This is a genomic window from Cohnella sp. CFH 77786, assembly GCF_019400745.1.
Taxonomy (GTDB): domain Bacteria; phylum Bacillota; class Bacilli; order Paenibacillales; family Paenibacillaceae; genus Cohnella.
Window position 1 is genome coordinate 99,578 of record NZ_WJIB01000009.1, and the last position, 20,986, is coordinate 120,563.

Annotated in this window: 20 protein-coding genes; 12 read left to right on the forward strand and 8 right to left on the reverse strand. The window is 60.5% G+C overall.

The genetic code is table 11. From position 1 onward, the window contains the following. Window positions 1-906 (forward strand): sporulation protein YunB, encoded by a 906-nt coding sequence (gene yunB, locus GE107_RS14475; RefSeq protein ID WP_219640690.1) that lies wholly within the window; start codon window positions 1-3, stop codon window positions 904-906. Window positions 907-917: 11 nt separating this feature from the next. Here the strand turns inward: yunB and GE107_RS14480 are convergent, their stop codons facing one another. After that, window positions 918-1,970: a M23 family metallopeptidase gene (locus GE107_RS14480; RefSeq protein ID WP_219640691.1), complete on the reverse strand. Its 1,053-nt coding sequence runs from the start codon at window positions 1,968-1,970 to the stop codon at window positions 918-920. A gap of 194 nt (window positions 1,971-2,164) precedes the next feature. Here GE107_RS14480 and lipA point away from each other — a divergent pair, with 194 nt between their 5' ends. Together lipA and GE107_RS14490 are read left to right on the forward strand one after the other, a co-directional pair. Further along, on the forward strand, window positions 2,165-3,055 hold the full coding sequence (gene lipA / locus GE107_RS14485) for a lipoyl synthase (RefSeq protein ID WP_219640692.1): 891 nt from the start codon (window positions 2,165-2,167) through the stop codon (window positions 3,053-3,055). A gap of 17 nt (window positions 3,056-3,072) precedes the next feature. Continuing rightward, window positions 3,073-4,026 carry a YutD-like domain-containing protein gene (locus GE107_RS14490; protein ID WP_370636427.1) on the forward strand — a complete coding sequence of 318 codons (954 nt, stop codon included), beginning with the start codon at window positions 3,073-3,075 and terminating at the stop codon, window positions 4,024-4,026. Window positions 4,027-5,504: 1,478 nt separating this feature from the next. Here the strand turns inward: GE107_RS14490 and GE107_RS14495 are convergent. Both GE107_RS14495 and GE107_RS14500 read right to left on the reverse strand, forming a co-directional pair. Beyond that, the gene (locus tag GE107_RS14495; protein WP_219640693.1) at window positions 5,505-6,305 is read right to left on the reverse strand and encodes an NAD kinase; all 801 of its coding nucleotides are present in this window, start codon (window positions 6,303-6,305) and stop codon (window positions 5,505-5,507) included. Window positions 6,306-6,396: 91 nt separating this feature from the next. Beyond that, complete coding sequence (locus GE107_RS14500) at window positions 6,397-7,683, reverse strand: nucleoside recognition domain-containing protein (RefSeq protein WP_219640694.1); 1,287 nt, start codon at window positions 7,681-7,683, stop codon at window positions 6,397-6,399. A gap of 411 nt (window positions 7,684-8,094) precedes the next feature. Between GE107_RS14500 and GE107_RS14505 the strand changes: the two genes are divergently transcribed. Next, window positions 8,095-8,475: a globin domain-containing protein gene (locus GE107_RS14505; RefSeq protein WP_219640695.1), complete on the forward strand. Its 381-nt coding sequence runs from the start codon at window positions 8,095-8,097 to the stop codon at window positions 8,473-8,475. A 23-nt stretch (window positions 8,476-8,498) separates the two neighbouring features. Continuing rightward, on the forward strand, window positions 8,499-9,200 hold the full coding sequence (locus GE107_RS14510) for a DUF2225 domain-containing protein (protein ID WP_219640696.1): 702 nt from the start codon (window positions 8,499-8,501) through the stop codon (window positions 9,198-9,200). 12 nt (window positions 9,201-9,212) lie between these two features. Here GE107_RS14510 and GE107_RS14515 read toward each other — a convergent pair whose 3' ends face one another. Next, window positions 9,213-9,455, reverse strand: coding sequence for a hypothetical protein (locus tag GE107_RS14515; protein WP_219640697.1), 243 nt, complete (start codon window positions 9,453-9,455; stop codon window positions 9,213-9,215). A gap of 74 nt (window positions 9,456-9,529) precedes the next feature. On the opposite strand from GE107_RS14515, the gene GE107_RS14520 reads away from it, so the two are divergent. The 5 genes from GE107_RS14520 to trpS all read left to right on the forward strand — a co-directional run bounded on the left by GE107_RS14520 (window position 9,530) and on the right by trpS (window position 17,372). Then, complete coding sequence (locus GE107_RS14520; protein ID WP_219640698.1) at window positions 9,530-11,329, forward strand: M3 family oligoendopeptidase; 1,800 nt, start codon at window positions 9,530-9,532, stop codon at window positions 11,327-11,329. Window positions 11,330-11,534: 205 nt separating this feature from the next. Beyond that, a complete protein-coding gene (locus GE107_RS14525; protein ID WP_370636432.1) occupies window positions 11,535-11,918 on the forward strand; it encodes an O-methyltransferase in 384 nt (127 codons plus the stop codon). A gap of 137 nt (window positions 11,919-12,055) precedes the next feature. Then, window positions 12,056-14,098: an AGE family epimerase/isomerase gene (locus GE107_RS14530; protein ID WP_219640700.1), complete on the forward strand. Its 2,043-nt coding sequence runs from the start codon at window positions 12,056-12,058 to the stop codon at window positions 14,096-14,098. Then, window positions 14,095-16,047 (forward strand): c-type cytochrome, encoded by a 1,953-nt coding sequence (locus GE107_RS14535; protein WP_219640701.1) that lies wholly within the window; start codon window positions 14,095-14,097, stop codon window positions 16,045-16,047. Before GE107_RS14530 ends, GE107_RS14535 begins: the two co-directional genes overlap by 4 nt. A 329-nt stretch (window positions 16,048-16,376) precedes the next feature. Continuing rightward, window positions 16,377-17,372: a tryptophan--tRNA ligase gene (gene trpS / locus GE107_RS14540; protein WP_219640702.1), complete on the forward strand. Its 996-nt coding sequence runs from the start codon at window positions 16,377-16,379 to the stop codon at window positions 17,370-17,372. Here trpS and GE107_RS14545 read toward each other — a convergent pair. Next, window positions 17,369-17,536 (reverse strand): hypothetical protein, encoded by a 168-nt coding sequence (locus GE107_RS14545; RefSeq protein WP_219640703.1) that lies wholly within the window; start codon window positions 17,534-17,536, stop codon window positions 17,369-17,371. The genes trpS and GE107_RS14545 overlap by 4 nt on opposite strands. 95 nt (window positions 17,537-17,631) lie before the next feature. On the opposite strand from GE107_RS14545, the gene GE107_RS14550 reads away from it, so the two are divergent. Beyond that, on the forward strand, window positions 17,632-17,883 hold the full coding sequence (locus GE107_RS14550) for an alpha/beta-type small acid-soluble spore protein (protein WP_219640704.1): 252 nt from the start codon (window positions 17,632-17,634) through the stop codon (window positions 17,881-17,883). A 276-nt stretch (window positions 17,884-18,159) separates the two neighbouring features. Here GE107_RS14550 and GE107_RS14555 read toward each other — a convergent pair whose 3' ends face one another. Continuing rightward, complete coding sequence (locus tag GE107_RS14555) at window positions 18,160-19,143, reverse strand: metal-dependent hydrolase (protein WP_219640705.1); 984 nt, start codon at window positions 19,141-19,143, stop codon at window positions 18,160-18,162. Between the two features lie 94 nt (window positions 19,144-19,237). Here GE107_RS14555 and GE107_RS14560 point away from each other — a divergent pair, with 94 nt between their 5' ends. Further along, window positions 19,238-19,525: a hypothetical protein gene (locus tag GE107_RS14560; RefSeq protein ID WP_219640706.1), complete on the forward strand. Its 288-nt coding sequence runs from the start codon at window positions 19,238-19,240 to the stop codon at window positions 19,523-19,525. On the opposite strand, the gene gerQ is transcribed toward GE107_RS14560, so the two are convergent. Together gerQ and GE107_RS14570 are read right to left on the reverse strand one after the other, a co-directional pair. Continuing rightward, window positions 19,509-20,147, reverse strand: a complete 639-nt coding sequence (gene gerQ, locus GE107_RS27165) for a spore coat protein GerQ (RefSeq protein ID WP_370636433.1) — start codon at window positions 20,145-20,147, stop codon at window positions 19,509-19,511. The two genes, GE107_RS14560 and gerQ, sit on opposite strands and share 17 nt — an antisense overlap. 156 nt (window positions 20,148-20,303) lie before the next feature. Beyond that, entirely contained in the window at window positions 20,304-20,726 is a 423-nt protein-coding gene (locus GE107_RS14570) for a cell wall hydrolase (RefSeq protein ID WP_219640707.1), read from the reverse strand. Between the last annotated feature and the right edge of the window lie 260 nt (window positions 20,727-20,986).

A 20,986-nucleotide genomic window follows, 5' to 3' on the forward strand; every position in this document is an offset into this window, starting at 1 on the left:
ATGAAGGACGAACTCGCCGCGTTCAACCGGACGGGAGGGTCCGCCATGCGGCGCAGATGGGGAAGGGCGTTTCCCTCGGCGGGAAGCTGGCAGGCGCCAAAGCCGATCCCGCGCAGGTGGGGACGGCCGCGCTGGATGCCGAGATCCGCGCAAGCCGGCGGCGGCTCGGCGTTCAAAGGATGGACGCCAAGGCGCCCGAGGCGCAGGCTCAAGCGGAGGCAGGTGTGGCTTATCGCCATTCTCCTGCTCCTGTTTGCCGTGATCCAGTCTTTCGTATTTTTCGATAAAGAATTGAAAGGCCCCTTGCTCTTCCTGGCCCAGGTCCGGGTCAAGCAAATGGCGACCGAAGCGATCAACACGGCGATCACCCAAGAGATCGCGGAGACGGCGGACGCGGACAAGATGATTCAATGGAAGCTCGACGATGCCGGCAAGGTGACGGGGTTTCTCATCGATTTCAAGGAGCAGATGAAGCTCACGTCCCGGACGGTGCAAATCGTGGAGCGGGTGCTCAAGGATAAAGAGGACGTTCCCGAGCGCATCCCGATCGGTCACGCGCTGAACAGTCCTTTGCTGTCTTCCTTCGGGCCCCGGGTTTCGGTGTCCTTCCATCCGGCCAGCGCGGTCCAGGCGGAGGTCGATACCCGGCAAACGGAAACCGGCATCAACATGCTGCTGGTGGAAGTGTTCATTCGCATCCGGACCGAAATCGCCGTCGTCATCCCCTTCGATCAGGCACCCGACACATTGGAGACGGAAATCCCGCTCTCCTACGCCCTCGTGGTCGGAAGCGTGCCCATGTACTACTATGACAGCAAGGGCAATCCCGTCGGCAACGGCGCGGGAAGCGCCCCTTCGATCACGTTGCCCGCGCCCCCGGCCCCGGCGGAAACGGGGAAGCCTTGAAGAAGAAGCGCTCAGCGGGTAACCCGGAGCGCTTTTCTTTCTTCCTTCTCCCATTTGCGGAGCAGGGGATAGGGGTCGAAAGCCCATTCGATCAAGCCGCGGTCCCGATAAATTCCATAATGCAGATGAGGCGGAAATTTGCCTTGCGTTCCCGGACGTCCGTACCCCGAACTGCCCACCCATCCGATAATTTGGCCCGGCTGCACGACGTCTCCCGTTTTCAGCTTCTTATCGAAGCCTTGCAGGTGCGCGTAATAATGATACAGATTGTCCAGGTCGCGGATGCCGATCCGCCAGCCTCCGTAACGGTTCCATCCCTTCAACTCGACGACGCCGAAACTGGTGCTTCGCACCGGTACGCCGTAGCCCGCGAAAATGTCGGTGCCTTCATGGATTCGGTAACCGCCCCAGCCGCGGCTGTCGCCCCATGTGCTGCGGTAGGAATAGGCGGAACCGAGAGGAACCGGGAAGGCGTGGCGCGTCAGGTCGTGGCGTCCGAACGCTTCGATGATTTTGGTGAATTGCTGCACCCGCTGGACGGCTCGAGTATTGTGGTAGTACTCCCATAAACCGATGGCGAAGTCGTCCTGGCTGCTGCCGTACTCTCTGACCTTGCTCGCGACGGTGTAGAGCAGGTCGGCGTCCGAATTCCGGTCGGCGATTCCGTCCCCGGATCCGTCACGGCCGATTCCGCCGAAGAACCGGATCGACAAAGGACGGGTATCTCCGGAATCCGGGTTAAGCTCGCCGCACCAGAGGGCAGCGGGGATATAGACGCCGACGAGGGCGTCCGGCCGCAGCGGGCGCGTCTTCGGATGGGCGCGGCTCAAGGTCCGCTCGTAGCGGTCGATCGCCGCGACCGCCTGCCAGGGCAATCCCGCTTTCCGCGCGACTTTGACATACAGCTGTTTAACTCGCTGCGCGTCGTCGGGCGGTACGTTCGGTTTCTCCTCCGCATGGGCGCGGGAGGTTGGCCCGGGGGCCAGCCCGAGCATGAGGAAGAACGACAACGCGAAGGGCAGCCATCGGCCGTTTCGCTTTCTTTTCAGCTTCTGAGTTTCCATGCCATCAACCCCCTCCTTCATGGGTTCGATAAGTCCCGGTACCCGCGCGTCGAATCGTAAGGAGTAGGATTTGCAAAATCGTGAAAGTTCATGTAGAGGCAGACATCGGCGCGGCGGATTTCGGCTTTCGCGTGGTTTTGTTGTTAGTCGGTCCGCGCTGCATTATAATAAGGGACAGAAAGAGGGGATAGCCGATGTCGACCAGCGCCAAACCGCGCAAGCCAGACTGGCTGAAAATCAAGCTGACGACGGGTGAGCCGTACCGGGAACTCAAGGACATGATGCGGACCCGGACGCTGCATACCGTATGCGAAGAAGCGCGCTGCCCCAACATCTACGAGTGCTGGGCCAACCGAACTGCCACGTTTATGATATTAGGCGATATTTGCACCCGGGCTTGCCGGTTCTGCGCCGTCAAGACGGGTCTTCCGACGGAACTCGACCTGAAGGAGCCGGAGAGGGTCGCGGAAGCCGCCGAACAGATGGGTCTTCGGCACTGCGTCGTCACTTCCGTGGCGCGCGACGATTTGAAGGACGGAGGGGCATCGATCTTCGCCGCCACTATCCGCGAGATCCGCAAGAAGCTGCCGCTTTGCAGCGTTGAAGTGCTCATTCCGGATTTCATGGGGGACCGGGATTCGCTTCAAATCGTGATGGACGCGGGTCCGGACATTTTGAATCATAACGTCGAGACGGTGGAGCGGCTGTCGGACCGCGTACGCGCCAAAGCAAAGTACCGACGTTCTCTGGAGCTGCTGCGCAGGGCCAAGGAAATGAATCCGGGCATCCCGACGAAATCGAGCTTGATGCTCGGCGTCGGCGAGACGCTGGACGAGGTGCGCCAAACGATGGACGATCTGCGCGAGGTCGGCGTCACCATTCTGACCCTCGGGCAATACTTGCAGCCGACCCCAGACCACCTGGAAGTGGTCCGCTACGTCCATCCCGACGAATTCGCCGAACTGAAAGCGGACGGGATGGCGCGCGGATTTTCCCACGTGGAATCGGGGCCGTTCGTCCGGAGCTCCTATCATGCGCACGAGCAGGTGAAATCCGCTTCCGCGGCCGAAGCACGGAAAGCGTGAACCGGGAGGAAAACAGCGTGATTTTTTTGGCGGGCGGCAATGCTTACTCATTGGCCTATGAGCATAAAAACGGCTGGAATGCCGAGGCGTTCAAGGAAAGATACAGCGAGGTGCTGGAGCGTTACGACTACATCGTGGGCGACTGGGGCTACAACCAGCTTCGGCTGCGGGGGTTCTATAAGGACGGGCACCCGCGGGCGACGAAGGAATCCGCGATTTCGAGCCTGGTCGATTACTTGAACGAATACTGCAATTTCGGCTGTGCCTATTTCGTGCTGAACAAGACGGATGCCTCCGCGGTTCCGCCCGGGACGCGGGACTTGATTGGGCCGGCCGAACCCGCGCCGAAGGCGGCGGGGACCGCGGGCGAACCGGATGCCCAGACCGCCGAGACGGCGGCGTCTTCGGCGAACCACAACGGCATCCTGATGCGTTGGCCGCTTAAGGAACGCCCCGGCGGGCCGGTCCGCGTGCCCGGCGCCGCCGCGATGGCCCGAGCGGCAGCGGAAGCGGAGCGGCGCCAGCAACAGGCGAATGCGAAACTGGCGGAAGGCCGCCCGTCCCCATCGGGCCGGCCGGTGTCGGACGGCGGCGGCTACGCGGGGAGACCGCCGGGACGGCCTTCTTCCGGCGGCGCATCGGACAGGCGTCCAGGCGGCCCGAACGCGGGACAAGCAGATGGCCGGTCCGGCGGCAAGCAGACTGGCCGCGGCGGTCCGCGGCCGCAAGGCGCAGAACGACAGGGCGGCGGCGCCAAGCCGGGCGGCTCGTGGCGCCAGCCGAACGAAGCTCCGCGTCCGGCCGAGCCGCGCGCTGCCGAGTTTGGCGGGCAGAAGGCGGACGCGGCCAAGAACGGCAGCCGCTGGCCGGGCAAGAACCGCCGGCGAAACCGATTCGGCGGGAAGCCGAACCGGCCGGAAGGCGCGGCGCCTGGCAGCGGCACGCCGGCACATCCCGGCAGCGGCGATTAGCAGCGTAAAGAAAAGCCTCCAACCCCATGTCTAATGGCGTTGGAGGCTTTTTACGCGAAAAAATGGCTTGCGCCGCAGTAACCGGGAAAACCCCGGTTACTGCGGCGCAAACCCAACCAAGTCCTGCTGTAACCCGGAAACACCCGGTTAGAACGCCGCAACCCCACCCCAGGCCCGCTGCAACCCGGAAAAACCCGGTTAGAACGCCGCAAACCCGCCCCAGGCCCGCTGTAACCCGGAAAAACCCGGTTTAGAACGCCGCAAACCCATCCCAGGACCGCAGTAACCCGGAAAAACCCGGTTAGAACGCCGCAAACCCAACTCAGGCCCGCTGTAACCCGCTTAGAACGCCGCAAACCCGCCCCAGGACCGCTGCAACCCGGAAAAACCCGGTTAGAACGCCGCAACCCCACCCCAGGCCCGCTGTAACCGGGAAAAACCCGGTTAGAACGCCGCAACCCCGTCCCAGGCCCGCTGTAACCGGGAAAAACCCGGTTAGAACGCCGCAACCCCACCCAAGGCCTGCTGTAACTCGGAAAAACCCGGTTAGAACGCCGCAAACCCATCCCAGGACCGCTGCAACCCGGAAAAACCCGGTTAGAACGCCGAAATCTCTGACCTCGGGTCAAAGTAGGTTGGTGAGCTGTAGACGAGGCGGGTTAAAGCGTGTGGGGCAAGCTTAAAATGACGGCAACGAGGCGGTTGGCCGGGTTTAAGCGTGTGGGGCAAGCTTAAAATGACGGCAGCGAGGCGGTTGGCCGGGTTTAAGCGTGTGGGCAAGCTTAAAATGACGGCAGCGAGGCGGTTGGCCGGGTTTAAGCGTGTGGGGCAAGCTTAAAATGACGATAGCGAGGCGGTTGGCCGGGTTAAAGCGTGTGGGGCAAGCTTAAAATGACGGCAGCAGGGCGGTTGGCCGGGTTAAAGCGTGTGGGGCAAGTTTATAAATGACGGCAGCGAGGCGGTTGGCCGGGTTAAAGCGTGTGGGGCAAGCTTAAAATGACGGCAGCGAGGCGGTTGGCCGGGTTAAAGCGTGTGGGGCAAGCTTAAAATGACGGCAGCGAGGCGGTTGGCCGGGTTTAAGCGTGTGGGGCAAGCTTAAAATGACGATAGCGAGGCGGTTGGCCGGGTTTAAGCGTGTGGAGCAAGCTTAAAATGACGGCAGCAAGGCGGTTGGCCGGGTTAAAGCGTGTGGGGCAAGCTTAAAATGACGGCAGCGCCGGGGTTGGCGGAGTTTAAGCGTGTGGTGCAAGCGTAAAATGACGCAGTGAAGCGGTTGGCGGAGTTTAAACGTGCGGTGCAAGCTTAAAATGACAGCAGCGCCGGGGTTGGCGGAGTTTAAGCGTATGGTGCAGGCTTATGTGATTGCCGTGAGTTTAAGCCCTCACATACAAATAGGCGCTCGGAAGCGCAGCCCAAGCCCCTGTTGCGAAGCCGCGAAATCGCGCCAAACGGACACGATTTCGCGCATAAGCTGGCGATTACTTATCCGATCCGGAGCCGATGAAGGCTTCACGCACCCGGTTCCAGAACGTATAGGGACGATAACGGGCAAACGTGACTTTATCGTCCGCAACCCGGCAAACGATGGAGCGCACGCCCGTCATTTGCAGAGTAATATGGTCGATCCACATGAACAGCTGCTCCTCGGGATCCGGAACGATATCGCAGTGGTGGTGCTTGGGCAGAATGATCGAGGAACCGAGCGTTCGGTAAACGCGGTTGTTGATCGACGCGATTTCCGCGATCTGAAGGCCTTCGAGAAACGGATGGATCACGGCGCCTCCCAAGCTTTTGTTGTAGCCGGTGCTGCCTGAAGGAGTGGAAATGACGATGCCGTCTCCGCGGAACATCTCGAACGGCTCGTCGTTGATGTTGATGCCGGCGACCAGCGTGCCGTCGACGCTTTTAAGCGTGAATTCGTTGAGCGCCAGATAGGACGTTATGGACGTGTCGGTAATGATTTCGATTTGCAACAGCGGGTATTGCACTTTACGGGGTTCATTCGTCGCGATCAGTTCGACCAGCTCGGGCAACTCGTTTTTCTGCCAGTCCGCGTAGAAGCCGAGATGGCCGGTGTGCACCCCGACGAACGAGACGTTCTTCAGCCGTTCGCGGAACCGGTGAAACGCCTGCAGCATCGTCCCGTCGCCTCCGATGGACAGCACGAGATCGGGCGACGTTTCGTCATGGACGATCCCCCGTTCCGCCGCGAGGGAATGAAACTGTTCCGATAGCTCCCGTGACAACGGGTCTCCCCGGTCGAGCAGCGCGTATTTCAACGGTGACGCTCCTTTATGCAAGAGGGTATTCCTCGTTTCTTTCTACGATCATAAACAATTCGGGACGGGAAGACAATCCCGCCCCGCAAGATCACTTGGCCGCAATCCGCAAGCGCAGCCACTGAATCGCCTTTGCCGCGAGCCCCGCGGCGATGAGCACGGCCAGAACGGCGATTGCGGCCGCCGGCGGCCATAACCATGGAACCCAGCCTGCGGCAGGGAAGGGCGAAACGTTTCCCCAAGCGGGAACGGATGCCGTTTCCGTGAAGTCGAACAGCGGCCAGATCAGATAAACGGCCGCGACGGCAATGATGCCGTGCAGCAAGCGGGTCCTGGCGAACGGGCCGTAACGCCACCCGGTTCGGCTCATCAACCCCGCTACCTGGGCATGCACGGATAGACCGGCCCAGGAGAGGACGAATGCGGCCGCGGCGAGCCGATCGACCAGCGGCAGGAGGGCGCTCCCGTCTGCCGACCGGGCGGCTTCGCGGGCCCCGAGCGTCACCTCGAACGTCCCGTGAATGAAAGAGGAGGACAGGCTGCCCGGCATGCCGACGGTTTGCAGCGCCATGGCTGCCCCTTCGCGAAACATGCGGAGAACGCCGCTGTGCACCAGCAGATCGAGTGCCGCCGAGAAAAACACGACAAGTCCCCCGACGATCATCATCAGGGAGAGGGAAGACTGCAAGGACTGCTGAAGCAGAATGCCGAACGGCCTGCCGTCCGCCAGTCTCGCCCGGTGCATGGCCGCGAAGGCGGCGCGGAGACGATTTCCTGAGGGACGGGGATAAGCGTGCTCCGGCGCCGCCAAGGAGTCCCCGCCATCCGGGTCGCGGCGCCACCGGCCCAAGACCCCTAGCAGCATGGCGCCTCCGTAATGCGCGACGGCCAGCACGGGGACCGCTTCCGGCCGTCCGAAAAATCCGACGCATACCGCGCCGATCAGGAAGATGGGATCCGAAGTCGTCGTCATCTCGACCAGCCGCTCCCCTTGCGCGCGATTGACCAATTTCTGGTCGATCAACCGCGACGTGAGCCGGGCGCCTACCGGATAACCGGAAGCGAATCCCATCGCCACAACGAATCCGCCCGCGCCCGGGAGCCGGAACAGCGGCTTCATGAGCGGGTCCAGCAGCGTTCCGGCCAGATGCACGATGCCGAATCCGAGCAGCAGCTCCGACAGGACGAAAAACGGAAACAAGGCGGGAAACAGCACCTCCCACCATACTTTGACTCCCCGCAGGGAGGCCTGCAGCGCGACTTCCGGCATGGCCAGCGCCATGCCGCCGATGAGCAGGGCGCATCCCCCGATTCCGATCGCGTATGCCGCCGCAGAGCCCCCGTGCCCACGCTTGCCGCGGACCGTTCCGATATTCAAGGGATCCCTCCGTTCCACGCCTACTTGTCCCAGTATATGAGCTCGATCCGCGAATTTTTCCAAACTGGCAGGAAAAGAGAAAAAATGTCATTGGAACCGGTTACAAATAGATGGCGCAAGGCGAAACCGATGTGGTACAATGGAACCATAACCAATGCCGGATTTCCGGCGACGCACGGGGTGATGAAGAATGGCGGCAATCGTGGCAGGATTTCTTGTATGCGCTTTCGTCTATGTCATTCGAGAAGCGATCGTCAGCCCTGAGGAAGACGTTTGAGCATTTCGGACCAGGCGGTTTATCATCCTTTAGCCCCCTAGCAGGGGCTTTTCTGCTTTGTTCGGGCGAATGTCCCAAATGTGGTATAATGGGCTCACGATCTCGATTGCACAAACTTCAGGAGGAACTTTTCCTTGTCCGAATACGTCAGCTTGTTCGAAGCCGTCGGCGGCGCGCCGGCCGTGCGGGATCTCGTCGAGAAATTTTACCCGAAGGTGAAAGCCGATCCGCTCCTGTCCCCCCTGTTCCCGGAAGACATCGAGCCGGTCATGGAGAAGCAGTATATGTTCCTGACGCAGTTCTTCGGCGGTCCTACGCTGTATTCCGACCGGTACGGGCATCCGATGATGCGTGCCAGGCATTTGCCATTCCCGGTCACGCCGGCCAGAGCGGAAGCCTGGCTCTCGTGCATGGCCAGGGCGCTTGCCGAAACCGATATTCCCGAACCGCTCCGGCCCGTCGTCCTCGAAAGACTGTCCGGTCCGGCCCATCATTTTATCAATTCGGATGATTGACCGACTTCAAGGAGGGATCACGGGTGGATCCGCTTTATCAAATCAGCGTGACCTGCGCCTGCTGCGAGACGAGCTTCAAAACGTCCCGCGTACGCCCCAGCCTCAAGAGGGCGATCCGGAGCGACAGCGATTTCTGTTCTTATTTCAAATCGGTCAATCCGGATTTTTACGTGGTGAGGGTTTGCCCCTTCTGCGGATTCGCGTCGACGGAAAGCTTCGCCGAACGGCTGAACGCCAACCAAAAAGCGGCCTATTACGAGAAGATCGGCAACCATTGGGCGGCGAAGGATTACGGCGGGGAACGGACGGAGAGGGAAGCGTTGGAATGCTACAAGCTCTCCTTGCTGACGGCCCAGACGGTGGACGAAAGCATCCGCGTCATCGCCGGAATTCTGCACCACATCGCATGGCTGTACCGGTATCAAGGGAACCATGAGCAGGAAAACCGGTTCTTGACCTTCGCTTTGGATGCGTATATTAAAGTGTTCGAGACCGAGCGCAATTCCGTCAGCAACGCGAGGCTTATGTACCTGATCGGGGAGTTGAACCGGAGGTTGAACCGCTACCACGAAGCGGTCCGCTGGTTCGGACGGGTCATCAACGACAAGAAAATCATGGACGCGGGCATGATCCGGGCGTCCCGGGAAATGTGGCAGAAGCTCCGCGAAGACATGTCCAGCGGCGGATTGGAGCTGCCGGAAGAGATGAGCCAGAACGGCGCTTGAAGAAGATCCCGTTTATCCTCCGCTTCGAAGGGGGCGGTCCGCGAGCAAGTAGTCGTTGTCCGCGTCCACCAATTGAAGCCGCGTATGGCAGCATGGGAAGATGACCGCGCGTTTGCGCGCGCTTCCGCGCAATTCCCGCACGTCTTCGGCCTTCAGAGGCAGAAGCACTTGGGAACGTCCGCAGAACGGGCATTCCGGTACATAGACGTCTTTCATGACGATGTCGTAAGGCAAGCTGTTACGGAACGGTATCATGGCAACCCCCTCAACATGTACCTACAACATACAACACTCCCGCGCGGCGCGCAATTGGAGGAACAGGTGAATACATGAAACGCGATTATTCGATGGTTTGGGATTTGGATACGTTTTTCCCCGGCGGTTCGGCGTCGCCGGTTTTCACCGCGTTCGTCGAAGAGACCGAGCGGTTGACGGCGGATTTGCTGAGGGACCTGAAAGAAAACGGGAACCGCGATCCGGACGGAGGGAAGCTGGCGGATTGGACGTCCAAGCTGCAGCAAATCCAGCCGAGGCTGCGGGAGGCCGACAGTTACGTGACGTGCCTGACCTCCCAGCAGGTCGCCGACCGCAAGGCCGTGGCGTGGACGGAAAGGGTGCAGACGTTATCCGCCCGTTACCGGCAGGCTCTTGATCTCTATGATGCCCTGCTCGCGGCGATGCCGGAGCCGGTGTGGCAGTCCCGGATCGGAGAGCCGGACCTGAAGCCGCTCTCCTTCGTGCTGAACGAGCGGAGAGAGGGGACGAAAGACAAACTCCCGCCCGTCCTGGAAGGTTTGGCGAGCGAGCTGGCGGTGGACGGCTATCACGGTTGGAGCGAGCATTATGGAACGATCGTCAGCCAAATCGGCATTCCGTGGGAAGAAGACGGGAAAACGGTCATGTTGTCCGCCGGACAGGCGTTCAACAAGAGGGAAGATGCCGATCCGGCCGTCCGCGACCGGATGATGGCCGAGTGGGAGAAGGCTTGGGCGAAGCAAGCCGATCTGTGCGCGGACGCGCTGAACCGATTGGCCGGATTCCGTTTGAAGCTGTATGGGCTGCGCGGTTGGAACGACGTCCTGAAGGAGCCGCTGCGGATCAACCGGATGAGCCGGGCGACGCTGGACGCCATGTGGACCGCGGTGAACGATTCGATCGAACCGCTCAAGAAATACATGTCGCTGAAAGCCGGTCTGATCGGCAAGGAGAAGCTGGATTGGCAGGATGTATCCGCCCCGCTGCCTTCCGACCAATCGAAAATCACTTACGGGGAAGCCGCGCTCTTAATCGAGGAGGCGTTCGCCCGCTTCTCTCCCAGATTGGCCGATCTCGCCCGCCGCGCGTTCCGCGAGCGGTGGATCGAGGCGGAAGACCGTCCGGGCAAGCGTCCGGGCGGCTTCTGCACGGACTACCCGCTCGAGCGCGAGACCCGGATTTTCATGACGTATTCGGGAACGCCGGGCAACGTTTCGACGCTGGCGCACGAGCTCGGGCACGCTTACCATGGGGAGCTCGTCTTCGGTCTGCCGCCGTTTAACCAGGATTACGCGATGAACGTCGCGGAGACGGCCTCCACGTTCGCCGAAGGCCTGGTGAGCGACGAACTGTTGGCGCGCGCGGCGACCGACCGCGAGAAACTCGTCCTGCTCGACGGCCGTCTGCAAAGCGCGGTATCGTTCTGCATGGACATCCGGGCCCGGTTCCTTTTCGAAACGAGGTTCTACGGCCGCAGGGCCAAGGGGATGCTGGAGGCGGCCGAGCTGAACGAATTGATGACCGAGGCGCAGAGGGAAGCGTTCGGAGACGCGCTCGGGAGCTGGCATCCGCATTTCTGGGCTTCGAAGCTGCATTTTTACGCCACGGACGTGCCTTTCTATAATTTCCCCTATACGTTCGGATACCTGTTCAGCACGGGGCTTCAGGAGGTCGCCGAGAAAGAAGGGGAAATCTTCCGCGACCGGTACGACGCGCTCCTTCAGGATACCGGCGTGATGACGGTTGAAGACCTGGCATCCCGTCATCTCGGCGTGAAGCTGGATGAGCCGGACTTCTGGCGCGGCGCGGTCGCCCGTGCCGTATCCGATGTCGTCCCTTTCGAAGAGTTGATCCGCAAGCTTCAGACCCGGTAACCTTTCCACGTAGGACATTCGCTCGGCCCCGGTTGTGAAATCCGCAGCCTGGGGCCGAGCTGTTTTTATTTTGTCATAGCAAGCAAAATATGACAAAATTTTTGGAAGAATGATTGAATGTTTGTAAAATTTTGATTATACTGAGTCCTAAGTACCAACCTATGAACAGGATATGCCAAAAGGAGGAGAATTAAGTTTGGAGCATGTGTCCTTAGCACGGCAAGTGGATCTGGCATTGGAACAGCTCGAGAGCGAATTGACCGGCATGTCCGCGGGAACGATCGTCATTCAAATTCGCAACGATGAAATCGGGAAGTTCGGGATTCGGCATTTGCCGGTCGATTGCGGGACGAGGGACAATGATCCGGCGTGCATGACCGGCGAACAGGTACGCCTGCTTCGGCGAATGGCCACGGAGGCCCTTAGGCACAAACGGGGGTGGACGCATGGGGAGATCGCATACGATTTCGTTCTCCGGCACGGTCAGTTGTCCGTGAGCGTTCAGTTCGAGTCCAATTACAACATGGCGAACCTGTTGTTCCGGCGCGCTTCGATGCAGCGCAACCGCCGGGACGTTTCCAGCGAGTAATCTTACATAACGCAAACCGAAGCCGGTCTCCGTTCGGGGGGCCGGTTTTCTTCCGAATTTAATTGATAATGATTATCATTACTGCTATAATTCGTTGCGTAGCAAGCAGAAGGTTGAACAAGGGGAGAGTCGGACGGATGAAAGCGCGCTTGGGGAGAAGGACGGCGCTGCCGTTCGCTGCGGGGCTGCTGGCCGCTGCGGTCGGATGCAGCGGCGGAGGCGTGAAGGTAGAAGTCACGGAGAAAGACCGTTTCGATACGGCTGGCAACATGTTCGCATACGCGGAATTCGAGCTGTCCGGCGAGCCGTTGGCCGAAAGCCTCGGACTCGATCTGGATCTGCTCGATCCGAACAAGCCCGATCAGCCGGGCAAATTCGATTACGCGGCCGGCATCGAGTCCTATGAATATTCGGAAGAAGGCATGTATGAGGTCGTCGAGAAGTCGGGGCTCGGCCTTCATTTGGTATCCGGTCCGGAAGTGAAGGCGATCGCGAAGCAACGGGGAGTTGCGGAGAACGAAGCGTTGGTCTCCCGCCTGCGGGAGTTGGCCGATTCGGTCGGATATCCGTTCGACGAAGTGCATCAAGGCATGTACCCGACGCTGATCGAGTACGCTCAAGGCGATCCGCATTACGCTCAGAAGGTGGACACCGGGAAGTTCGCGGACGGGGAAAACGGAGCCTATGTGCCGAAATTCCAGGTCGATTTCTCGAGCCTGCGATGGGACCGCGCCAAAATGGACAAAACGCTCGTCCCGTCGGCTTACGGAGCGACGCTTCTGAAGCAGGCGCTGTGGGCGGGAGACTTCCTCGGCAACGTCCATGCGAAGGACAGCGACGAGGAGCTTGACGCCGCATCCGCGATCCCTGCCAAAGACGATAACGTCGCCCTCGGGGTCAGCTCCGTCGATGGCATGCAGGGCATGATCCTGACGGAGGAAATGTGGAACAAGCTGTCGTTCATCCGCCAAGGCTTGTTCCTGGATGCAGCGACCGGCCAGCTCACTTCCGGCCAAGGAGCCGCTTACGATCCCGCGCAAGGCCTCGTCTACTTGCCGCATGCGATTTCCGTCTCGGAAGACGGCAACCAAGCGTTTCCCGGCGCCGGATCGCTGCAGGTAACGGATGCCCGCAGCCTGCTGCGCGACCAGTGGCTCGTCCTGTGGCCTGCGGCCGAATATTACGGGATGGTGGACCAGCGCACGGCCAATCTGAACCGCAATCCGGCTTTCGGCTACGCGTTCGACGGCTCGCCGTTTCCATCCGCGCCGAATGCCAACGTTGACGCCGATCCCGCGAACGATACGCCGTCCGGCGATCCGTACACCGTCGGACGCGACGTGCTGATCCAAGTATTCCGCAACCTCGCGGTTATGCATTGGAACGCATCGGGCGGCTGGCTCGCCGCGGAGCATGACGGCAAGCAGCAAGGCGCGCACGGCTCCACGTTCGACGCCGGATACGCCATGGAGGCGCTCCGCATGTTCGAACGCGCGGTAGACGGCCTGCCCGTCGGCTACGCGAACGGCGAAGGGGCGGTCGGTCTGCACACGGAAGAAGGCAAGCAGGCGCTGGACATGATCAAACGCCAGGCCGATTTTCTGCTGTCGCACGTCATCCGTGAAGACGGTTTGGCGGCGAACGGCTGGAATTCGGACGGCAAAGCGGACGACTCATCTCCGACTCTGCTCTCGCAGGCTGGCGCGATCCGCGGCTTGACGAGCGCATACTTGGCGACTCAGGACGAGAAATACCGCCTTGCCGCGCGCAAGGTGTTCGATGCCGCGGACCGGCTGCTCTGGAACGGCAAATGGAACGCCTATCGCACCGATTTGGACGGAAGCGGCAAATACGACGCTTTCACCGCAGGCGGGGTATCCGCAATGCTAAGGCTCGGTTTGTCCAACCTTCGGAACGACAACAACGACGCCGAGACTTATTCTTCCTTGGAGAGGGATGCCCTGAAGGCACGGTACGTGAGCTTCTACCGGACGATCGTGAACGGGCCGGACCTGGACGGCGGGATGCAGGCGAGCGAATTCTGGGATACCGGCGACGCCTACAAGGAAGGCGACGACTCGGGCAACACGGACGGCGATACGGTGCCGCAAATCCAGAAAGCCGGAGGCTCGTACGGGGTCGCCCCGATTCTCCGAGCCGTCGAGGTGTCAGGGGGATGAAGCGGAAACGCCATGATCTCGGAGCGACGGCCATAGCGGCCGTATTCTGGCTTCTATCGGCCTGCTCTTCATCGGATCCCGTTCGGGAGCCGCAGCCGCTCTCCAGCGACAATCTAGCTCTCGCCGAGGACGGCACAACGTTGTACACGGTAAACGGAGACGCGGGCACCGTAACGAAAACCGACCTGGCCAAAGGCAAAGTCGTTTCCGAAATCCCGGTCGGCCGAATGCCTCAGCAAGCCGTTCTTTCCCCGGACGGCAGAACGCTATATGTCACTTGCCGGGACACGGACCGGGTCAATATCATCGATACGCGGAAAATGGAGCTGAAGGATGTCGCAGACGTCGGGATCGAGCCGTACGGCGTCGTCGTTTCACCCGACGGCGGCACGCTGTACGTCAGCAACGATCGTTCGGGTACGGTGTCCTTCGTCGACACGGCCACCCGGCAGGTGACCCGGAACGTCGCCGTCGGGGAGCGTCCCCGCGCGCTCGCGCTTGCCGCGGACGGTTCGAAGCTGTACGTCGGGCTGTATTTGTCGGCGCACGTGATCGTGGTCGATACCGCATCCGGCAAGGTGGCCGGGGACATTGCTCTCGCCGCTTCGCCGGATCGGCCGGACCGCAAGAAAAGCCAGGGCACGCCGAACACCTTGGAGCAGATCCGAATCTCGCCTGACGGCCGCTTCGCCTGGGTCAGCCATTTGCTGACGAACACGGATACGCCGATCCAGTTCGAGGAGGCCGTATTTCCCGCCGTCTCGGTGTTGGACTTGAAGGCGGACCGGGAGCTGCCGGAGCAGCGGAAGCAGCTTTTCGAGGAAATCAACGTAGCGGATGCTTTCGGCAAAACGATGATCGTCTCGAACCCGTCGGACATCGCGTTCGCTCCGGACGGCAAGAAGGCTTACGTGCTCATGTCGGGCAGCGAGGATATCGTCGTATTCGATCTCGGGCGGGGCGGCAACGCGATTCAGATCGTCCGGCACGTTCCGGGCAACTGGCCGATCGGGATGACGCTCGCGGACGGGGGAGCCGAATTGATCGTTCACAACGGGAATACCCACGATCTGGCGACCGTGGATACGGGATGGCCGGAGGGGGACGCCAGGGCGGTGAAACAGACGCTGAAGCTGGTCGCCAAGGACCCGCTGACGCCGCAAGAGCGGCTCGGGAAAACGGTGTTCCTGAGCGCCAACAGCGACGAGTTCCCCGTAACGGGCTCGTTCTGGATGAGCTGCGTGTCCTGCCACGCCGGCGGCGAAACGGACGGTTTGACGCTGCTCACGCCCAAAGGGCCTCGGAATGTCCCCAGCAACGTGCGGGCGATGGATACGGGCCTGTTTATGTGGGACGGAAGCCGCGACGACATGGCGGACTACATCCATACCGTGCAAGGGGAAATGGGCGGCATGGAGGACGTGGATCCGGCCAAACCAATGCTCCCGGAAACGCGGAAGCTGTTCGACGCCCTCGCGGCATATTTGAAAAATCCGGACAGCCTCCCCGTTCCCCGCAGTCCATATCGGACCCCGGACGGGCAGCTCACCCCTGAGGCGCAAGCCGGCAAGAAGCTGTTCGAAACGAAAGGGAAGTGCATCTCCTGCCATGCCGGAAGCGAGCTCACGGACAGCGGCCGTGCGACCGGAGCCGGCTCGACCCTCACGGTTTCGGACATCACCCATTTATACGACGTGGGAACCGGCACCTCCAAGGATTTGCCTTCCAAGGGCGACGCAAGGGGAGGCTTCGCGAATCCCAGGACGCCGCGGCAATGGGACGTGCCGACGCTCCGGGGCATCTGGGCGACGGCGCCTTACTTGCACGACGGAAGCGCAAAGGCGCTGAAGGACGTGCTGACGACCCGCAACCCGGAAGGAAAGCATGGCGGCGAATTATCGGATGCCGAGATCGACTCGGTCGTCGCGTACTTGAAGCAAATCGAGTAATGGCGTATAATAATTCACTAAACCAAGCCATTAACCGAAAGCGTTGATCGGCCATGAACGGAACAAGTAAGCGGGGGGTCAGGCGTTGCAGAGAGCCGGTGTCAGCTGCGAACCGGTACGCCGCCCGCGCCGAATGGATCCGGGAGCCGGGAGCGAAACGGCGCAACTGGGCCGCGAAGCTCTCCGACTGTTCCCCGTTACCGGAACGTCAAGGTTGCGGCAGCTTCCCGGAAGGAAGTACGCGCAACGAATAAGGGTGGCACCACGGCTTCCACGTCCCTTTCGGACGGGAGGCTTTTTTTATTTTGACCGGAAGGCGGTAGATTCAAATGTCCAAAAAACGCGTACTGTCAGGCATTCAGCCGAGCGGCAAATTGACCCTCGGGAATTACATCGGCGCCATGATCAATTATGTGGCCCTGCAGCATGAGCACGATTGCTATTACATGATCGTGGACCTTCACGCGATCACCGTTCCCCAGGAACCGGCCGCGCTGCGCGAGCAAAGCGAAGCGGTGGCCGCTCTGTTCGTCGCGGTCGGACTCGATCCCGCGAAAGCGGCGGTTTTCCTGCAGTCCCATGTTCCGGCGCACGCCGAGCTCGGCTGGATCATGACGACGTTGTCATATATGGGAGAGCTCGAGCGGATGACCCAATTCAAGGACAAATCCGCGGGCAAGGAAGCGGTGGGCGCCGGCCTCTTCGTCTATCCGTCCCTGATGGCGGCGGACATCCTGCTGTATCAAACGGATCTGGTGCCCGTGGGCGACGATCAGAAGCAGCATTTGGAGCTTACCCGCGATTTGGCCGGCCGGTTCAACCACCGCTACGGCGAGACGCTTGTCGTGCCGGAGCCGTTCATTCCGAAAGTGGGCGCGCGCATCATGTCCCTCGACGACGCGACCAAAAAAATGAGCAAAAGCAACCCGAACCCGGGAAGCTATATCGCGATGCTCGATGCTCCGGACGAGATCCGCAAAAAAATATCCCGGGCCAAGACGGACTTGGGCCGGGAAATCAAGTACAACCCTGCGGAAAAGCAGGAAATCAGCAATCTGATGAGCATTCTGTCGCTGTGCTCGGGCAAATCGCTGGAGCAGATCGAAGCGGACTACGAAGGTCAAGGCTACGGCACTTTCAAGAAGGATGTCGCGGAGGCGGTCGTCTCCGTCCTGGAGCCGATCCAGCGCAAATACGCCGACATCCGCGCCTCCGGGGAAATCCACCGGATTCTCAGGGATGGGGCGGAGCGGGCAGCCGCTACGGCGGAACGGACGCTCCGCGAAGTCAAGGCGGCCATGGGCTTCGTTCCGCCGATCCGTTAACGCCGATTGCGGCGCGCTTTCCACACGAAGCCCGCCGCGATGTTGGCGCAAGCCAGGATGCCGAAAGCGGCCGCGAGCCAGGCGTTGTAACCGATACTGACGGCGGCCAAGCACATCCAAAGCACGGACGTGACGGCAAATAATAACGAAGCGGTTTTGCTCATTTTCGAATCCTCCACCAAGCATATTTTTTTCGGGGCCCAGCATACTAAAGAGGCAAGCTTGCACCCCATAACATCAAGACGAAAGGAGATTCAAAATGCCTGCATTCCAACAACAGCAAGGTCAGACCAGCAACAGCCGGAACCGGGTGCTGGTACCCCAAGCCAAAGCCGGTCTGAACAACATGAAAATCGAAGCCGCCCAGCAGCTTGGCGTCCAAATCCCGGCAGACGGCTACTACGGCAACGTAACGAGCCGCGAAACCGGAGCGCTTGGAGGTTATATCACCAAGAACCTGGTGGCAATGGCTGAGCAACAGCTTTCCGGCCAAGCCGGCATCAACCGCTAAGACGCTTCCGAGTCGGCGAAGCGAAAGCCCGAGGCAAACCTCGGGCTTTTAAGGTTTTCCCCAAAAAGTGACGTGAAGCTTCGCAGCGGATTCCGATTGCTTTTTGGGGACCCCCCGGAATGAAGAAACCCCAAAAAGTGACGTGAAGCTTCGCAGCGGATTCCGATTGCTTTTTGGGGACCCCGGTAAAAACATACATCTCATTGTGATGCATACCCGGAACGGACGTCAAGAAAAAGACCCTTGCGGGTCGCGGAATGAGGGTCCGTTTTCCTGTTAATAGGTAGTCATGCGAAGCCTTTTCTCCAGCCGTTCCTCGCTTAGCCAGCCCACGTAAGATTGCAGCGGCACGTACGAAAAATCCATCAGCACGACCGCGACGAACGGATATTGCCGGCGATACCGGTAACGGATGTCCACCCAACGCACCTCGTATCCCCACGATTGCTGCCTGACCGACGCGCATGGAAATGGAGTGATGCCGAGGAACGCCTGTACGTCGGGATGGGATTTGGAAGCTTCAACGGCAGGGTGGTTATCGCAAGTCAGCGTATCCGCCCACGTCAGCCGACCGTTGTTCCAATCTCCGACGGCATAGAGCCCGTCTTCCGAGCGGCGAACGACATTCCAACGGTGATGGGACAGGGTCGGAAGCAGCGTGTAGACGTCTCCGGGACGTCCTTCCGGATCCGCGGAGGACAGGATGCGGGTCAGCTTGCGGTGAACGAAGGTGCGCCAGACGTAATAAACGGCGAGCAGGACGTACAGCACGGGGAAAATGACCCTCGGCTCGGCGAGGCCGGCCCCCCACATAAGAATTGCAAGCAGATGCGCGAAGAAGATGAACGGGTCGAAAATGTGGATGATGTTCCATTTGACCCACTCCCGGCTGAAGGGGCGGTAGGCCTGGGTTCCGTACGAATTGAACAGGTCGGTGAAAACGTGGAGGACGACGGATAACAGAATCCAGAACCCCAGGTGCCACCATGGGATGGCCCGGAACGACAGCGACAAGACGAGGGTAATGAGACTGCTCCACAGCAGCACGGCGGGCACGGAGTGGGACAGTCCACGGTGATGTTTGATATAATCGGCATTGCTTTTCATTCTCAGAAGCATGTCCAGATCCGGAGCGTTGGAGCCGATCACGGTTCCGATCAGTACCGCGACCGCGCCGTGAGGGTGCGAAGAGATCACGGGATCGATCATGGCCAAGCCTCCAAGGCCCAGTCCGAAAACGAAATGAGTGCCGGTATCCATCCCATCTTCTCCCTCCGTAGGTGCGTTCTCTTCGCGGACTCCGCATTAGTATGGACGTTGGATGGTTTTATTATCAACAAGAGGAGGTTTCGACGTGGTGTTGTTTTGCGAGTATGTCATTGAGGAGCCTCATCGGGAGGCGTTCCTTGCCTGGGCGGCAGCCCGCCCCGAGCTTTGGCTCGGGGGCGAATTGATGGAAAACGCCGGGCAGCCCGGCGTTTTCGTGGAAATATGGCCGGCCGCGGACGAGCATGAAGCCCTTCGCAAGCAAAAAGAACGCCTGGAGGGGCGTTCGGAGTGGAGCAGGATGGACGCGTGGGTCAAAGGCGGGAGCGAAGGTCTGCGGGTCTGGATGTTCCGGCCCGTTATTCCTGGCGGGTAAGGCTCGATGCGCCGACGCCCGGGGCCGTGCCGAACGGGAGCGTATAGACGAGCGGCTGGTCAAACGTGATGTAGTCGAGATTGACGGTGAGGAGCAGATAACGTTTGCCCGATGTCGGGTCGCTGATGATGATGTGGTCCCGGCCGGCGGCTTCGAGCAAGCCTTTGAAGATTTTGGCGTTCCATTCGCAGTTGTTCTCGAACGTCATGTAGATGGTCGCCACTTTGCCGAGGTTCATGCGCAGAATGTTTTCCACGTAGGATTCTTCTTGGCCCGTCACGGGCATGACCGTTCCCGTCGGCGACATCGGGAGACCGCTCGGAACCGCCGGAGGGACGGCCCCGGACATCATGCCGGGAACCCCGAAGGTCCCTGCTGGCATCGTACCCGCCCCGCCGCCCGGCAGGAGGGTGGCGCCTCCCTGTCCCGATAACATGCCGGGATAACCGACACCCATCCCGGTCATCGATCCCGTCATCCCGCCGACACCCGGCGTCATGGCGGGAAAACCGGGATTCGTACCGGGCATTGATCCCGTCACTCCGCCGACACCCTGCATCCCGCCGGGAAAACCGGGATTCGTACCGGGCATCGATCCCGTTATTCCGCCGACACCCTGCATCCCGCCGGGAAAACCGGGATTCGCACCGGGCATCGATCCCGTCACTCCGCCGACGCCCTGCATCCCGCCGGGATAACCGGCGTTCGTGCCCGCGGCTGCGGCGGTATAAGACGGCCAAGACGTTTTGCTGTACATCGGAATGGATTCCTCCTTCGCTTAGTAAACCCTGGGACATTCGGATGCGGACGGCGCGAAAAAACAGTGGGCCTTGAACCTTCCGGTGTTTCTCTGATCGTACCAGGTCCCCGGACATCCGCCGGCCGGCCTGAAAAACCAAAGCGCGTTCGACGCGGGATGCGTTCTTTCCCCGTTCACGGCCCTTCGGGCAAGCCGGGTATATTTCTCCCGGGCCCGCTGGTAGAAGTACGGTTTGTGCACCGCCTCGAATCCGCCGGGTGACTGAAACACCATCTGCGGAATGGACCGGATGTTCCTGAAATCGAGACAGTTGCCGCGAATCCGGTTCACTCCGACGTTGCCGACCATCAGCATTCCGGGTTCGCCCTCGCCTTCCGCCTCCGCGCGCATCAGCCGGCCCAGCATGGCGATCTGATTGCTGTTCGCTTTAATCACGGCCATGTGGCGTGCATCCCTTCCTTTTTTTCGCAATAGGCAGTTGCCGCATTACAGTGTATTTCGGGCGCCCGTTTTTGGTGACTGGATTTTGCCCGGCGAGGCACGTTCCCAAGATGGTCACAGGCGGTGGCGATTTGATGAACACGTCTGCGCGAACATTGTCAATCGCTTTGCGGAAGGTTATCATGGAAAACATAACGTCCTCCCTTATTTTTCGGGGGCTCCCCCAGACTCAATCCCCACGCACCTGCTATTGGGGGGCT

Bases quoted from the DNA above. Each gene is read 5' to 3' on its own strand.
- yunB (WP_219640690.1), top strand. From the start codon at position 1: ATGAAGGACGAACTCGCCGCGTTCAACCGGACGGGAGGGTCCGCCATG.
- GE107_RS14480 (WP_219640691.1), bottom strand. From the start codon at position 1,970: ATGGAAACTCAGAAGCTGAAAAGAAAGCGAAACGGCCGATGGCTGCCC.
- lipA (WP_219640692.1), top strand. From the start codon at position 2,165: ATGTCGACCAGCGCCAAACCGCGCAAGCCAGACTGGCTGAAAATCAAG.
- GE107_RS14515 (WP_219640697.1), bottom strand. From the start codon at position 9,455: ATGATACCGTTCCGTAACAGCTTGCCTTACGACATCGTCATGAAAGAC.
- GE107_RS14520 (WP_219640698.1), top strand. From the start codon at position 9,530: ATGAAACGCGATTATTCGATGGTTTGGGATTTGGATACGTTTTTCCCC.
- GE107_RS14530 (WP_219640700.1), top strand. From the start codon at position 12,056: ATGAAAGCGCGCTTGGGGAGAAGGACGGCGCTGCCGTTCGCTGCGGGG.
- GE107_RS14535 (WP_219640701.1), top strand. From the start codon at position 14,095: ATGAAGCGGAAACGCCATGATCTCGGAGCGACGGCCATAGCGGCCGTA.
- trpS (WP_219640702.1), top strand. From the start codon at position 16,377: ATGTCCAAAAAACGCGTACTGTCAGGCATTCAGCCGAGCGGCAAATTG.
- GE107_RS14545 (WP_219640703.1), bottom strand. From the start codon at position 17,536: ATGAGCAAAACCGCTTCGTTATTATTTGCCGTCACGTCCGTGCTTTGG.
- GE107_RS14550 (WP_219640704.1), top strand. From the start codon at position 17,632: ATGCCTGCATTCCAACAACAGCAAGGTCAGACCAGCAACAGCCGGAAC.
- GE107_RS14555 (WP_219640705.1), bottom strand. From the start codon at position 19,143: ATGGATACCGGCACTCATTTCGTTTTCGGACTGGGCCTTGGAGGCTTG.
- gerQ (WP_370636433.1), bottom strand. From the start codon at position 20,147: ATGCAGGGTGTCGGCGGAATAACGGGATCGATGCCCGGTACGAATCCC.
- GE107_RS14570 (WP_219640707.1), bottom strand. From the start codon at position 20,726: ATGGCCGTGATTAAAGCGAACAGCAATCAGATCGCCATGCTGGGCCGG.